The sequence below is a fragment of the Streptomyces luteolifulvus genome (genome assembly GCF_008806595.1).
In the GTDB taxonomy this organism is placed as follows: domain Bacteria; phylum Actinomycetota; class Actinomycetes; order Streptomycetales; family Streptomycetaceae; genus Streptomyces; species Streptomyces luteolifulvus.
The window spans coordinates 229,286-241,878 of record NZ_VZRB01000001.1 but is presented as its reverse complement, the minus strand read 5'-3'; the positions used below and the strand labels follow the sequence as shown (position 1 = coordinate 241,878).

At 72.5% G+C, this 12,593-nt stretch carries 13 protein-coding genes and 1 pseudogene; 5 read left to right on the top strand and 9 right to left on the bottom strand.

Going from position 1 to position 12,593, the window contains the following annotated elements:
• Nucleotides 1-3: 3 nt before the first annotated feature.
• Complete coding sequence (locus tag F7R91_RS01115) at nucleotides 4-954, bottom strand: LysR family transcriptional regulator (RefSeq protein ID WP_150943452.1); 951 nt, start codon at nucleotides 952-954, stop codon at nucleotides 4-6.
• 70 nt (nucleotides 955-1,024) lie between these two features.
• Here F7R91_RS01115 and F7R91_RS01110 point away from each other — a divergent pair.
• A pseudogene (locus tag F7R91_RS01110) lies at nucleotides 1,025-2,038 on the top strand (TDT family transporter); the annotation flags it as partial.
• The gene (locus F7R91_RS01105; RefSeq protein WP_331000524.1) at nucleotides 1,986-2,441 is read left to right on the top strand and encodes a transposase; all 456 of its coding nucleotides are present in this window, start codon (nucleotides 1,986-1,988) and stop codon (nucleotides 2,439-2,441) included. The pseudogene F7R91_RS01110 and the gene F7R91_RS01105, both read left to right, overlap by 53 nt.
• A gap of 92 nt (nucleotides 2,442-2,533) precedes the next feature.
• Here F7R91_RS01105 and F7R91_RS01095 read toward each other — a convergent pair whose 3' ends face one another.
• Together F7R91_RS01095 and F7R91_RS01090 are read right to left on the bottom strand one after the other, a co-directional pair.
• A complete protein-coding gene (locus F7R91_RS01095; RefSeq protein WP_150943450.1) occupies nucleotides 2,534-3,253 on the bottom strand; it encodes a helical backbone metal receptor in 720 nt (239 codons plus the stop codon).
• Nucleotides 3,250-3,828, bottom strand: a complete 579-nt coding sequence (locus tag F7R91_RS01090; RefSeq protein WP_150943448.1) for a helix-turn-helix domain-containing protein — start codon at nucleotides 3,826-3,828, stop codon at nucleotides 3,250-3,252. The genes F7R91_RS01095 and F7R91_RS01090 overlap by 4 nt, the downstream gene beginning before the upstream one ends.
• Nucleotides 3,829-4,641: 813 nt before the next feature.
• On the opposite strand from F7R91_RS01090, the gene F7R91_RS01085 reads away from it, so the two are divergent.
• Both F7R91_RS01085 and F7R91_RS01080 read left to right on the top strand, forming a co-directional pair.
• A complete protein-coding gene (locus F7R91_RS01085; protein ID WP_225320498.1) occupies nucleotides 4,642-5,571 on the top strand; it encodes a 5'-3' exonuclease in 930 nt (309 codons plus the stop codon).
• Nucleotides 5,572-5,628: 57 nt separating this feature from the next.
• The gene (locus tag F7R91_RS01080) at nucleotides 5,629-6,471 is read left to right on the top strand and encodes a siderophore-interacting protein (RefSeq protein ID WP_150943445.1); all 843 of its coding nucleotides are present in this window, start codon (nucleotides 5,629-5,631) and stop codon (nucleotides 6,469-6,471) included.
• Nucleotides 6,472-6,532: 61 nt separating this feature from the next.
• Here F7R91_RS01080 and F7R91_RS01075 read toward each other — a convergent pair whose 3' ends face one another.
• The gene (locus F7R91_RS01075) at nucleotides 6,533-6,751 is read right to left on the bottom strand and encodes a hypothetical protein (RefSeq protein ID WP_150943443.1); all 219 of its coding nucleotides are present in this window, start codon (nucleotides 6,749-6,751) and stop codon (nucleotides 6,533-6,535) included.
• 56 nt (nucleotides 6,752-6,807) lie between these two features.
• Between F7R91_RS01075 and F7R91_RS01070 the strand changes: the two genes are divergently transcribed.
• The gene (locus tag F7R91_RS01070) at nucleotides 6,808-7,773 is read left to right on the top strand and encodes an RluA family pseudouridine synthase (protein ID WP_150943441.1); all 966 of its coding nucleotides are present in this window, start codon (nucleotides 6,808-6,810) and stop codon (nucleotides 7,771-7,773) included.
• Here the strand turns inward: F7R91_RS01070 and F7R91_RS01065 are convergent.
• From F7R91_RS01065 to F7R91_RS01045, 5 genes are read right to left on the bottom strand one after another with little or no spacing between them, the layout of a single operon-like run.
• Nucleotides 7,767-9,290: a cytochrome P450 gene (locus F7R91_RS01065; RefSeq protein ID WP_150943439.1), complete on the bottom strand. Its 1,524-nt coding sequence runs from the start codon at nucleotides 9,288-9,290 to the stop codon at nucleotides 7,767-7,769. The two genes, F7R91_RS01070 and F7R91_RS01065, sit on opposite strands and share 7 nt — an antisense overlap.
• A 57-nt stretch (nucleotides 9,291-9,347) precedes the next feature.
• Nucleotides 9,348-9,968, bottom strand: coding sequence for a GTP-binding protein (locus F7R91_RS01060; protein ID WP_150943437.1), 621 nt, complete (start codon nucleotides 9,966-9,968; stop codon nucleotides 9,348-9,350).
• Nucleotides 9,949-10,344: a DUF742 domain-containing protein gene (locus tag F7R91_RS01055; RefSeq protein ID WP_150943434.1), complete on the bottom strand. Its 396-nt coding sequence runs from the start codon at nucleotides 10,342-10,344 to the stop codon at nucleotides 9,949-9,951. Before F7R91_RS01055 ends, F7R91_RS01060 begins: the two co-directional genes overlap by 20 nt.
• Nucleotides 10,341-10,748: a roadblock/LC7 domain-containing protein gene (locus F7R91_RS01050; protein ID WP_150943432.1), complete on the bottom strand. Its 408-nt coding sequence runs from the start codon at nucleotides 10,746-10,748 to the stop codon at nucleotides 10,341-10,343. Before F7R91_RS01050 ends, F7R91_RS01055 begins: the two co-directional genes overlap by 4 nt.
• Nucleotides 10,745-12,334 carry a sensor histidine kinase gene (locus F7R91_RS01045; protein WP_191971297.1) on the bottom strand — a complete coding sequence of 530 codons (1,590 nt, stop codon included), beginning with the start codon at nucleotides 12,332-12,334 and terminating at the stop codon, nucleotides 10,745-10,747. The genes F7R91_RS01050 and F7R91_RS01045 overlap by 4 nt, the downstream gene beginning before the upstream one ends.
• Nucleotides 12,335-12,593: the final 259 nt, after the last annotated feature.

Genomic DNA, 12,593 nt, shown 5'->3' with positions numbered 1-12,593 from the left:
CCGTCATCCCCGCGTCAGCGACAGCAGGTCCCTCGCCGGTCCCACCGGCCGGTGACCCGTCGGCCAGACCGCGCGGAGGTCCCTCGCCAGGGAGACGTCCGCCAGGGGGACGCCGACCAGGCGGCGCATCGACAGCTCCTCGCCGACGGCGAGTTCGCTGAGGACCGCGGGGCCCGCCCCGCTCACCGCCGCCGCCTTGACCGCAGTGGTGGAGGACAGCTCGATCAGCGGGCGGGCCAGCCCGCCCAGCGCCGCGTCCAGAACCTGCCGGGTACCCGAGCCCTCCTCCCGCAGGATCAGCGGCGTCGCCGCCAGCTCCGACGCCTCCAGCGGTCGCCGCCGCCGGGACCAGGCGTGCCCCGGCGCAGTCACCACGATCAGGTTGTCATGGGCGATGACCACGGAGTCCAGCCCCGTCGGCACGGTCACCCCCTCCACGAACCCCAGGTCCGCCTCGTCCGCCAGCAGCCGTTCCGCAACGGCCGCCGAGTTGCCGGCGAGCAGCGACACCGCCGTGTCCGGCCGCTGGGCGCGCAGGGCGAGCAGCCAGCCCGGCAGCAGATACTCCGCGATCGTCATGCTCGCCGCCACCCGCAGCCGGGAGTCCCGCCGGTCGCGCAGCGCCTGCGCACCCACGTCGAAGGCCTCCGCCGCCTCCACGATCCGCCGCGCCCAGTCCGTCACCAGCGCACCGGACTCCGTCAGCCGGGAGCCGCGCGGCGAGCGGTCCACCAGCGCCACCCCCAGCTGGCGTTCCATCGAGCGGATCCGGCTGCTCGCCGCCGGCTGGGTGATGCCCAGTTCGCGCGCCGCCGCGCCGAGGCTGCCGAGCCGCGCCACCGCCAGCAGCAGTTCCAGCGCCCCGAGTTCCGGCACCCGGTGCGCCAGCGAGCCGCCGGCGCCGGCCACCGGCCGGGACTGTTCCGGCTCCTCCACCCCACTGCTCCTGCTCATAACCCCAGTTTATGTCCTCATAGAGACATACTCCCTGGTCGTGGACGTCCACCGGCGAGAACGTGGCCGAATGGTCACCGCAGCCCAGCCTCTCCCCCGTGCCACCGCACACCCGCACCCCCGGCGCGCCGCCGGCGTCCGTCACCTCGGACCCCACTGGTACGCCACCGTCATGGGCACCGCCATCGTCGCCACCGCGGGAGCCGCGCTCCCGCTGCGCCCGCCCGGCCTGCGCACCGTCTGCACCGCCGTCTGGGCGCTCTCCCTGGTCCTGCTCCTGGCCCTGCTGGGTGCCCGGGCGCTGCACTGGCGCCACCACCGCGACCAGGCCCGCGCCCACCTTCTCGACCCGGCGACGGCCCCGTTCTACGGCTGCCTCGCCATGGCCCTGCTGGCCGTCGGCGGGGGCGCGCTCACCGTCGGCCGGGACTGGATCGGCATCGAGGCGGCCGTCGCGCTCGACACCGTGCTGTTCACCGCCGGTACGGTCGTCGGACTCGCGGCGGCCGTCGGGGTCCCGTACCTCATGGCCGTACGCCATCGGGTGGAGCCGCGGCAGGCCACTCCCGTGTGGCTGCTGCCCGTCGTCGCGCCCATGGTGTCCGCCGCGCTCGGCCCGCTCCTCGTGCCGCATCTGCCGGCCGGACCGGCGCGGGAGACCCTGCTGTTCGCCTGTCTCGCGCTGTTCGGGCTCAGCCTGCTCGCCACGCTGGTCATGCTGCCGGTGGTCTTCGCCCGGATCCTCACCGCCGGGCCCCTCCCGCTCGCCCTCACCCCGACCCTGTTCCTGGTACTGGGCCCGCTCGGCCAGTCCACCACGGCCGTCGGCATGTTCGCGGACGCCGCCCCCGGTGTCGTACCGGCCCTCTACAGCGAGAGCTTCGGCGTCCTGGCCGTGCTGTACGGCGTGCCCGTCATGGGCTTCGCGCTGTTCTGGTCCGGTCTCGCGACGGCCCACGTCCTGCGCGCCCGCCGCCACGGCATGGGCTTCACGATGACCTGGTGGGCCTTCACCTTCCCGGTGGGCACCTGTGTCACGGGTGCCGAGGCGCTGGCCCGGCTCACCGGACTCGCCGTCTGCGACGATCATCCAGGCCCACAGCCCGCAGCTGCTCGAACTCACCGGCGTCGGCCCGGACAGCGCGGCCATCTTGCTCATAGCCGCCGGCGACAACCACGACCGCCTCCGCGACGAGGCATCCTTCGCCGCATTGTGCGGCGTCAGCCCGGTCGAACGCTCCTCCGGCAAGAGCCAACGCCGACGACTCAACCGCGGCGGGAACCGACAGGCCAACGCCGCCCTCTACCGCATCGTGCTCTCCCGCCTGCGCTGGGAGAACCGCTCCCGCGCCTACCTGCTGCGACGCACCGCAGAGGGCAAGACGAAGCGTGAGGTCATCCGCTGCCTCAAGAGATACGTCGCCCGCGAGATCCACCGGGCTATCGCCTCCGCGCCACTACCTGTTCCCGGCAGCATCGCGGCTTGACATCCATAGGGGCATCGGGCTGGCGGTCGGCCTGTACGGCGTCCTCGTCGCCGCCTGGGTCACCGCCGGCCTGCACACCGCCCGCGGCCTGGTCAGCGGCGAGCTGCTCGCAGGGCCTCCCGCAGCGCCCGCGGCGCCTCGGCCAGCGACGGCCCGTACCAGGTCAGATGCCGTCCGCTGACCAGCGCGCAGGGCAGCCCGGGAAATGCCTCGGGGCCGTCCTCGGCCGTGAAGCGGTACGGCTCGTCCGGGAGGACCACGACATCCGGCCCGGCGGCCCGCAGCTCCTCCACCGGGATCCTCGGGTAGCGCTCCGCGTGACCGGCGTACAGGTGGTCGACGCCCAGACGGGCCAGCACATCGCCCGCGAACGTGTCCCGGCCCAGCACCATCCACGGCCGACGCCAGATCGGCACGACCGCCGTCGTACGGCGTTCCGGTGCCGGCAAGGCCGACCAGGCCGCCTCCGCCTCGTCCAGCCATCGCGGCGCGCCGGCCACACCGCACGCGTCCAGCATGCGCCGGAGCTCGCGGAAGGCCTGCGGTACGTCCCGCACCTCGGTCAGCAGCACCTCGACGCCCGCCTCGCGCAGGGCGGCGAGGTCCGGGGCACGGTTCTCCTCCTCGTTCGCGATCACCAGGTCGGGCGCGAGCGCGAGGATCCGGTCGAGCTTCGGGTTCTTGGTGCCGCCGACACGGGCGACGTCGAGACCGGCCGGATGGGTGCACCAGTCGGTCGCGCCGACCAGGGCGCCGGAGGCCGAGCGGGCCACGGCCTCCGTCAGCGACGGAACCAGCGAGACGACCCTCATCGGCGCGGCCGGTCCCGGACCGCCTCGATGTGTTCGGCCACGGCGACGACGACCACCCGGGTGTCCGCCACCGTCGCCCGCCAGCGGTGACGCACCCCGCCCGTGAGGTACAGGGTGTCGCCGCGCCCGAGCCGGTAGGCGCGGCCCTCCGCCTCGATCTCCACGGCGCCGTCGGCCACGTACATCAACTGATCGTTGCGGTACTGGAATTCGCGGCCCGCGTCATGATCGCCGGTGAACTCGGAAGCATGCATCTGGTGGTGACCGCGCACCAGGGAACGCACCCGCGGTGGGAACGTCGGCTCCGTCTCCTCGGTCTCCTCGGCACGCACGACGTCGACGCTGCACGCCGGGTCGGCAGCAGCGAGAAGTTCGACGGCGGTGGTGCGCAGGGCGTCGGCGACCTTCTCCAGAGAGCTTCTGCTGGGCCGCGCCCGCTCGTTCTCGATCTGGCTCAGGAAGGGGACCGACAGGCCGCTGCGCTCGGCCACTACGGCGAGGGTGAGGTCCAGCGCCCGGCGCCGCCGCCGTACGGCCGCGCCCACCCGAAGGGGCTGTTCTTTGTGGTCGCCCATCGCTCCGGCTCCCTCCTTCGCTCGTCGCTCCGCTGTCTGCGCCGTATCGGCTTCCCCGCGCCGCCGGCGGGCGCGCCTCTTCCGATGAGTTCTCTGCACCCTACGCATGTTCGGCAAACCGTTTCATGCGCCCGTCACATCGACGACACACCGTGTGCGACCGGACCTCATGGATCGCGCCAGTGGATCAGCTCCCCGGACTCGCCGGGCACGAATTCCTCCTTGGGGGCGAACCGGCTGACCAGCAGCCCCGGGCGGGCTGTCCGGGGCCGGTGCGGCGTGACGACCGGACGGCCCCGGGAGCGGGCGGGCGCGGGCGACGCGGTCCGCGCCGACGCGGGATCACAGACGCCCCGACGCCGGCCCCCGCGCTCCCTGCGTCACCGCCGGCCCTCGATCACCACGCGACCGGCCCTCTTCCGTTTCAATGCGTGAGCGGCTCCGGGTGTTCCCGTTCGCGCCCCGCGGCCCACGGTGTCCGATCAGGCCGGTCATCAGCGGTTGCGTGTCGGTCGGTGAAGTCTCCGGGCGCGGCGCGGGGTCGGCGGCAGGTGGCGTGGGCGGCCCGGTGACGGCCGACCGGCCCGCAGCTGTCGCCGCGCACCGGATGATGAGGGGGGCACTCGGCACAGCGGGAGGAGGGGTGCGCCGTACGGCACGTTCGGTCGGCACTTCCGGTGCGGAGACGGCGAGGCGTGGGCAGGGATGTAGCGCTCTGTGGTTGGCCGGATCCTTGTGGTCACCCTGCCGCCCGCACGCACGCGTGCGCACGCCCCGGCCGTCGGCGGGTGACTGTCGGTGCCGTGCGGCATGATGCGTGGCGTGACCGGACGACTGATGCTCCTCGACACCGCCTCGCTCTACTTCCGCGCCTACTTCGGCGTCCCGGATTCCGTGAAGGCCCCGGACGGCACACCGGTGAACGCCGTGCGCGGGCTCCTCGAATTCATCGACCGCCTGGTCAGGGACCACCACCCCGACCGGCTGGTGGCGTGCATGGACGCCGACTGGCGTCCGCAGTGGCGGGTGGAGCTGATCCCGTCCTACAAGGCGCACCGGGTCGCCGAGGCGCACGAGACGGGCCCGGACGAGGAGGTGGTGCCGGACACGCTCTCGCCGCAGGTGCCGGTCATCGAGGCGGTCCTCGACGCGCTCGGCATCGCGCGCGTGGGGGTGGCGGGGTACGAGGCGGACGACGTGATCGGCACGTTCAGCGCGCTCGCCGAGGGCCCGGTCGACATCGTCACCGGCGACCGCGACCTGTACCAGCTGGTCGACGACGCGCGCGGAGTGCGCGTGCTGTACCCGCTCAAGGGCGTGGGCACGCTGCAGCTGACGGACGAGGCGGTGCTGCGCGAGAAGTACGGTGTCGACGGCCGGGGGTACGCGGATCTGGCGCTGCTGCGCGGCGACCCGAGCGACGGCCTGCCGGGCGTGCCCGGCATCGGAGAGAAGACGGCCGCGAAGCTGCTCGCGGAGTTCGGCGACCTGGCGGGCATCATGGCCGCCGTCGACGACCCGAAGGCCGCACTCACGCCTTCGCAGCGCAAGCGGCTCGACGAGTCGCGGCCGTATGTGGCGGTGGCGCCGACGGTCGTCAAGGTCGCGGGCGACGTCCCGCTGCCGGACGTCGACACCGCGCTGCCGCGCGCACCGCGCGATCCGGAGGTGCTGGAGGCACTGGCGGCGCGCTGGGGGCTGGGCGGGTCACTGCAGCGGCTGCTCACTACCCTGAACTCGTGAAGCCGGTTCCCGCATGCTAACTTAGGTAAGCCTAAGCTCGGGAACTGGGAGACCGTCATGGCAGAGCGACCAGGACGCACGCCGCGCAAGCCCCACTTCGCGCAGGTCGTCCGCACCGAACGGCTGAGCCCGCACATGCAGCGCGTCGTGCTCGGCGGTGAGGGTCTGGCCGGCTTCGAGGTCGGCACCTGCACGGACCACTACGTCAAGCTGCTGTTCCCGGCCGACGGCGTGACCTATCCCGAGCCCTTCGACGTGGAGCGGATCCGCGAGGAGTTCCCGCGGGCGCAGTGGCCGGTGACACGGACGTACACCGTGCGCGCCTGGGACCCCGAACACCGTGAGCTGACCCTGGACTTCGTGATCCACGGCGACGAGGGGCTGGCCGGCCCCTGGTCGGTGCGGGCCCGGCCCGGGGAGACCGTGCACTTCGTGGGACCCGGTGGCGCCTACGCTCCCGACGCGGGCGCCGACTGGCATCTGCTCGTCGGTGACGAGAGTGCGCTGCCCGCGATCGCCTGTTCCCTGGAGGCCCTGCCCGAGGGTGCCGAGGCGTACGCCTTCGTCGAGGTGGCGGGACCCGAGGAGGAGCAGAAGATCGACTCCGATGTGGAGGTCGTCTGGCTGCACCGCGGGGACCGCCCTGTCGGCGCGGCGCTTGTCGAGGCGGTGCGGGCGCTGCAGTTCCCCGAGGGCCGGGTGCATGCGTTCGTGCACGGCGAGGCGGCCTTCGTGAAGGAGCTGCGCCGGCTGCTGCGGGTCGAGCGGCAGATCCCCCGCGAGGACCTGTCGATCTCCGGCTACTGGCGGCTCGGCCACAACGAGGACGGCTGGCAGGCCTCCAAGCGGGAGTGGAACGCGCGTATCGAGGCGGAGCAGGAGGGCGCGACCGCCGCGTGACCGGTACGGAGAGGGGCGGCACCGTGCGGGATCCCGCACGGTGCCGCCCCTTTCCGTGTGCTCACACCGCCCGCTGGTAGGACCGGAAGGTGTGGATCGACAGCCACACCGCCGCCACCGCCGGCCCCGGCAGCGCGCCGCTCCGGCCGAGCACGTCGGCCGGGTCGGGATGGCCGGACAGCCCATGGCCCGGTCGAGCGGGTTGAGTTCGGCGATGTGCCGCATCCACGGGGGCATCTGCGCCGGTGCCACCGGCGCCGCCGAGCAGCCCCAGCAGCACGATGACGACCGACTGTGCGGCGGTGACCGGCGGGCGGGCCTCGTACGCTTGCTCCGATGAGACGCAAGACCCGGATTCCGCCCTCTCCCCTGCCCCAGCGCGAGGGGGTGGACCCGGTGCGGGTGCGGCTGCCCGCCGAGGGGTCCTGGGCGACCGTGCGTGAGCACCTCGTGGAGCGGCTGTCGGGGGCGGGCGCCGGGGTCGTCGACCGGATGTTCGCCGCCGGGCAGGTCGTCGGGGCGGACGGACGGACGGTGGCGCCGGACGCGGCCTATGTGCCGGGGATGTTCGTGTGGTTCCACCGGGAGCTGCCCGCCGAGGTGCGGGTGCCGTTCCCGCTGGAGGTCGTGTACCGCGACGAGCACATCGTCGTCGCCGACAAGCCGCACTTCCTGGCCACCACACCCCGCGGCGGGCATGTCACGCAGACCGCGCTGGCACGGCTGCGCCACGACCTCGGCCTCCCCTCGCTGGGCGCCGCCCACCGTCTGGACCGGCTCACGGCCGGGCTCGTGCTGTTCACGGTCCGGCCCGAGGAGCGCGGCGCCTACCAGTCACTGTTCCGCGACCGGCGGGTGCGCAAGGTGTACGAGGCCGTGGCCCCGTACGATCCCGCGCTCGCCCTGCCGCTGACCGTGCACAGCCGGATCGTCAAGGAGCGCGGAGTGCTGGCCGCCCGTGAGGTCGCGGGCGAGCCGAACGCGGTCACCCGGGTCGAGCCGGCCGGCCGTACGGACGTGGGCGCGGTCGGCACGCTCGGCCGCTACCGCCTGGTGCCCGCGACCGGTCAGACCCACCAGCTGCGCGTGCACATGAACGCGCTGGGCGTGCCGATCCTCGGCGACCCGCTGTATCCGGTGGTGACCGGCCCCGTGCCGGCCGGTGACTTCCGGCGTCCGCTCCAACTGCTGGCGCGGGAGCTGGAGTTCACCGATCCGGTCACGGGGGTGGAGCACCGGTTCCGCAGCGGCCGGGTGCTCGGGGCCTGGGCGTCGTACGAGCGTTGGGCGGCCGGTCAGTAGCCGCGCCACCAAAGGAGGAAGCGCCGCCAGGCGCCCTGCGGGCGGGCCGGTTCGGGCGCGGGCGCATCCGGCGGAGCGGCCGCGTCGGGCAGGGGCGATACGGGGGTGGCCGCGGCCTGCGCCGGGGCGGCCGGAGCGGGGTCGGGAGCCGGTGCCGGCTGCGGTGCGGGGGTACTGATCTCCCAGGAGGTGCGCTGGGCCGGGACCGGGGTGATGCTCGGTTTCTGGTTCTCGTCCTGCTGCGGCCTCGGTTCGAAGCGCACCGGGAGTTCCACCAGGTGGCGTGAGGCCAGTGACTCGGTCCAGCTCAACTCGTCCTCGTCGATGTCGAGTCGGATGTCGGGCAGGCGCATCAGCAGGGCGTCCACGCCGGTGTCGGCGATGGCGCGGCCGATCTCCTGGCCCGGGCACTCGTGGGGGCCGCCGCCGAAGGCGAGATGGGAGCGGTTGCCCTGCATGTTGGCGGACAGGTCGGGTCGTACCCGCGGGTCGACGTTGCCCGGCGCGATACCGAAGAGCAGCCCGTCGCCCTGGCGGATGCGCCGGCCGCCGAGCTCGGTGTCCTGTTTGGCGAAGTAGGCGAAGACCGTGCTGAACGGCGGCTCGTTCCACAGGGACTGCTCGACGGCCTCCGGCACCGTCATCTGGCCTCCGCTGAGCTGGGCGCGGAAGCGCGGGTCGGTGACGACCATGCGCAGCACATTGGCGATGAGGTTGGCCGTGGCCTCGTAGGCCGCCATGAGGACGACCCACAGGTGCTTGGTGACCTCGTCGTCGGTGAGCTTCGCGGGGTGGTTGACGAGCTGGCTCGCGAAGTCCTGCTGGGGGTCGGCTCTGCGGCGGGCGGTATGCCGTTGCAGCGCCTCCATGACGTAGGCGTGGCTGGCGATGGCGGTCTCGGTGCCCCGGAGCATGTCACGGGCCGCCTGCACCATGCGGTCGTTGTACTCCTCGGGCATGCCGAGGATCTCGCACAGCACGGCCATCGGCAGATGCTCGGCGAACTGGCTGACCAGTTCGGCCGTGCCCTCCTCGCAGAACGCGTTGACGAGGCGCTGGGTGGCGCGGTTGATGTAGCGGCGGATGCCGCGGTGGTCGATGGTCGAGATGGCGCCGTTGACCGCGCCGCGCAGCCGCAGGTGCTCGTCGCCCTCGGCGTAGGAGCAGATGGGTTCCCAGGCGATGTGCGGCATCAGCGGGTGGTCGGGTTTGACCAGGCCGTCCAGGAGGGGCGTCCAGATGCGGCTGTCCCGGCAGAACTGCGAGGGCGTACGCACCAAGTGCAGGTTCTCGGCGTGCCCGAGGACCACCCACACCGGCACGTCGTCGTGGAGCAGCGCGGGCGCCACCGGGCCGTGTTCCTCGCGGAGTTGCTCGTACAGCGCGCTCAGGTTCTCCGCGCCCGGGCCGTACAGCCGGTGCAGTCCTCCGGGACCGCTGCCGTGGGCGGGGCATCCGGGCGGCGGGCTCAGCGTGGGGTCGTCCCTGCCGGTGAGGGAGTGGGGTTCAGGCGTCACAGTGATCGCTCCGAAGTGGATCCGGTGTCGGGGGAGTGTGGGGGGTGGAAGCGGGGGTCAGGTGAGCGCACCCGTCGTCGCGAGCGAGTGCAGGAATCGCATCAGGGTCATCAGGACGTCGCGGCTTGAGGCACGGCGGCGCGCGTCGCACTCGACGACGGGGATGTCCGGGCCGAGGTCGAGCGCGGAGCGGAGGTCGTCGAGGGGGTAACGGGGCCCGTCCGGGAAGGTGTTGACGGCGACGATGAACGGCACACCGCGTTCCTCCAGCCGGTCCATGACCTCGAAGCTGACCTCGAGCCGGCGGGTGTCGACCAGGACGACCGCGCCCAGCGCGCCCTCGAACAGGCCGTTCCACAGAAACCAGAAGCGTTCCTGGCCGGGGGTGCCGAAGAGGTACAGCACCAGCTGGTCGGTGATGCTGATGCGGCCGAAGTCCATCGCCACGGTGGTGGCCGTCTTGGACCGGGAGCCGTAGTCGTCGTCGACCCCGACGCCGGCCTGCGTCATGGTTTCCTCGGTGGTCAGCGGCCTGATCTCGCTGACCGAGCCGACCATGGTCGTCTTGCCGACCCCGAAGCCGCCCACGACCACGATCTTCACCGCGGCCTGGGCCGTGTGCGGGAGATGGTCCTCGGTCCGTGGACCCGTGATGGTGTCAGAGCCTTTGAAGTCCATGCATCACCGCTTCGAGAAGGGAACGGTCGGGGAGCGCCTGGCGGACGATCGGGGCGCGTGCCTGCACCAGTCCGGCCGTCAGCAGCTCGGTGAGCAGGACGGTCACCACGCTGTACGGCAGGTTGAGATAGGCCGACAGCTCGGCCACGGACAGGGGGTTGGCGCACAGTCTCAGCACCGCCGCCTGCTCGGGCTGCGCGGCGGCGGGCGGGTCGGCGCGCGCCACGATCAGCGTGACGAGGTCGAGTTCCGCGCGCTCGCCGTGGTCGGCGGCGCCGGTGAGGACGTACAGCCGCTGGGGGTTCTTGCCGCACGGTTCGGGCGGCGGGTCCTCCTCGGGCCCGGCCGGTCGCCGCCGGCGTTGCGGAGGGATCATAGGGTCTGGCCGTTGCGCCGGGGCGGAGTGGTGAGGTGGGCGCCGATCCGGACGACGAGGTCGCGCATGCGGTTGCTCATCATGCCGGGTTCGGCGACCACGTCGGACAGGACCGCGAGGTAGGCGTTGGCGCCGGCGGCCATCAGATAGAAGTAGCCGCCGTTGACCTCGATGATGACCATGCGCATGCGGCCGTCGCTGGCCGGGATCTCCTGCGCGACGGCACCGGCCAGGCTCTGCAGGCCCGCGCAGGCCGCGGCGACACGGTCGGCGGCGTCCGGGTCGCCGCCGTGGCGGGCGATGCGCAGGCCGTCGGCGGAGAGCACCACGATCATCTCGATGCCGGGTACGCCGTCGGCGAGATCCTTGAGCATCCAGTCGAAGTTGGCACGCTGCTGGATCACTTGAGGTCCCCCTCGTCGTCGGCCTCGACGCGGGCCGGCTCGGTTGTCGGCTGGGTGAGTGCGGCCGGGTCCGGGTTGCCCTTGAGTCCGTTCATGAACGCCTCGACCCACAGCCCCGGTTCGGGTTCCTTGTCGGGTTCGGGCTCGGGTTCGGGCCGGGGGGCCGACCAGACGGTCGGCCTGCCCTCCCGTTCGGCCCGTTCGATGGCGGTCTGCTCGGCGATCCGCTGGCTGAGCGGCACCTTGACCCGGCTGCGGCGCTGCGGCAGGCCGCCCGCCGTCCACTCGGTGACCTCGCGGACGTCGTCCTCCAGGGACAGCGGCGCGGTGATACGGGGGCTGGTGGGGCGGCGCTTCTTGGGCGTGCGCTTGGGCCCTTCGAGCGCGCCGAGGTCGGCCCTGGGCGAGGCGGTGGCGCCGATGCCGTGGGCGAATGAGGATGCGGGCTCGTCGGTCGTCATCGCGCTGGGCACCACGAGCACGGCACGAACACCGCCGTACGCGGAGGCCCGCAGGCTGACCTGCATCTTGTACGTCGTGCAGAGCCGGCCCACGACCGCGAGGCCAAGGCGCGGGGACTCGCCGAGGTCGCCCACGTCGCCGCCGTTCATGGCGCGCTCCAGCATGCCCTCGGCCCGGGCGCGGGCCTCCGGGATGAGGCCGGCGCCGGCGTCCTCGATCTCGATGGCGACGCCGGTCTGCACCTCGACGGCGGTGACATGCACCTTGGTCTGCGGCGGCGAGTAGCGGGTGGCGTTGTCGAGGAGTTCGGCCGCGGCGTGGATGATCGGCTCGACGGAGTTGCCGTCGATGTTGACCTGGGCGATGGAGTGCAGCTCGATGCGCCGGTACTCCAGGATCCGGGACATGGCGCCGCGCAGCACGCTGAACAGCGGTACCGGCTCGGGCCAGTTGCGGCTCGGCCGGCCGCCGCCGAGGACGGAGATGGAGTCGGCGAGCCGGCCGATCAGCGCGGTGCCGTGGTCGATGCGCAGCAGGTCGTCGAAGACCTCGGGGTTGCGCCCGTGGTCCTCCTCCATCTCCTGCAGCTCGTTGGCCTGCTGGTGGACGATCGCCTGCACGCGGCGGGCGATGTTGACGAAGGAGCGCTGCGCGGCGTCACGCTTCGCCTCCTCACGGTCGACGATGTCGAGCACCGTCCCCAGCAGCGACAGCTGCGCTTCGGGGAGTTCGTCGCAGGAGGGGTGGATCTCGCCGAGGCGGTGCATCACCTCACCGGGTGAATTGCCGCACTGCACCCGGTACACCGCGTGGGGCATGATCTCGTCGGCGAGGCGTTCCATCTCCTCGTCATGGGCGGCGATACGGCGTTCCAGGTACGCGGTGCGACGCCGGTGCTCGGCGCGCAGGTCCCGCAGCGCGCGGCCGCGGCGCACGGCTTCGGCGGTCGTCGCGACGACCAGCAGGGTGGCGACGGCTCCGCACCAGCCGACGGCCGCCCTGGCCGGCTCCGCCACCAGGGCCGCGGCGGCCCCGGTCGCCGCGGCCATCACCAGGGCGGGCAGCAACAGCACACGTGCGTAGGGGAGTTCGCGGCGATCTGGAGGGGATTGAACACTCACCATGTGGGCCCTCTGAAGCAAATCGGCTGGGAGTGGGAACAAGCGCCCGAATCCATCTCAACTCGGCGCGCCGCGGGCGAGCTTAGTCCGACCGGATCATCGCCATGTCATATTCAGCAAGCATCTGAAATGACCACCGCAGCAGGAGTACCCTCAGCCACATTTACACGCTCAGACACCGTTCGAACACATGAAGTAACAGCGAACGGGCACACAAAAGCGGACGGCAGCGAAAAAAGGGGCGCGGGGAACCGCGCGACCA

Excerpts from the sequence above, each read along its gene's own strand:
- F7R91_RS01115 (WP_150943452.1), bottom strand. The coding sequence starts at position 954 with ATGAGCAGGAGCAGTGGGGTGGAGGAGCCGGAACAGTCCCGGCCGGTG.
- F7R91_RS01095 (WP_150943450.1), bottom strand. The coding sequence starts at position 3,253 with ATGAGGGTCGTCTCGCTGGTTCCGTCGCTGACGGAGGCCGTGGCCCGC.
- F7R91_RS01090 (WP_150943448.1), bottom strand. The coding sequence starts at position 3,828 with ATGGGCGACCACAAAGAACAGCCCCTTCGGGTGGGCGCGGCCGTACGG.
- F7R91_RS01085 (WP_225320498.1), top strand. The coding sequence starts at position 4,642 with ATGCGTGGCGTGACCGGACGACTGATGCTCCTCGACACCGCCTCGCTC.
- F7R91_RS01080 (WP_150943445.1), top strand. The coding sequence starts at position 5,629 with ATGGCAGAGCGACCAGGACGCACGCCGCGCAAGCCCCACTTCGCGCAG.
- F7R91_RS01070 (WP_150943441.1), top strand. The coding sequence starts at position 6,808 with ATGAGACGCAAGACCCGGATTCCGCCCTCTCCCCTGCCCCAGCGCGAG.
- F7R91_RS01060 (WP_150943437.1), bottom strand. The coding sequence starts at position 9,968 with ATGGACTTCAAAGGCTCTGACACCATCACGGGTCCACGGACCGAGGAC.
- F7R91_RS01055 (WP_150943434.1), bottom strand. The coding sequence starts at position 10,344 with ATGATCCCTCCGCAACGCCGGCGGCGACCGGCCGGGCCCGAGGAGGAC.
- F7R91_RS01045 (WP_191971297.1), bottom strand. The coding sequence starts at position 12,334 with ATGGTGAGTGTTCAATCCCCTCCAGATCGCCGCGAACTCCCCTACGCA.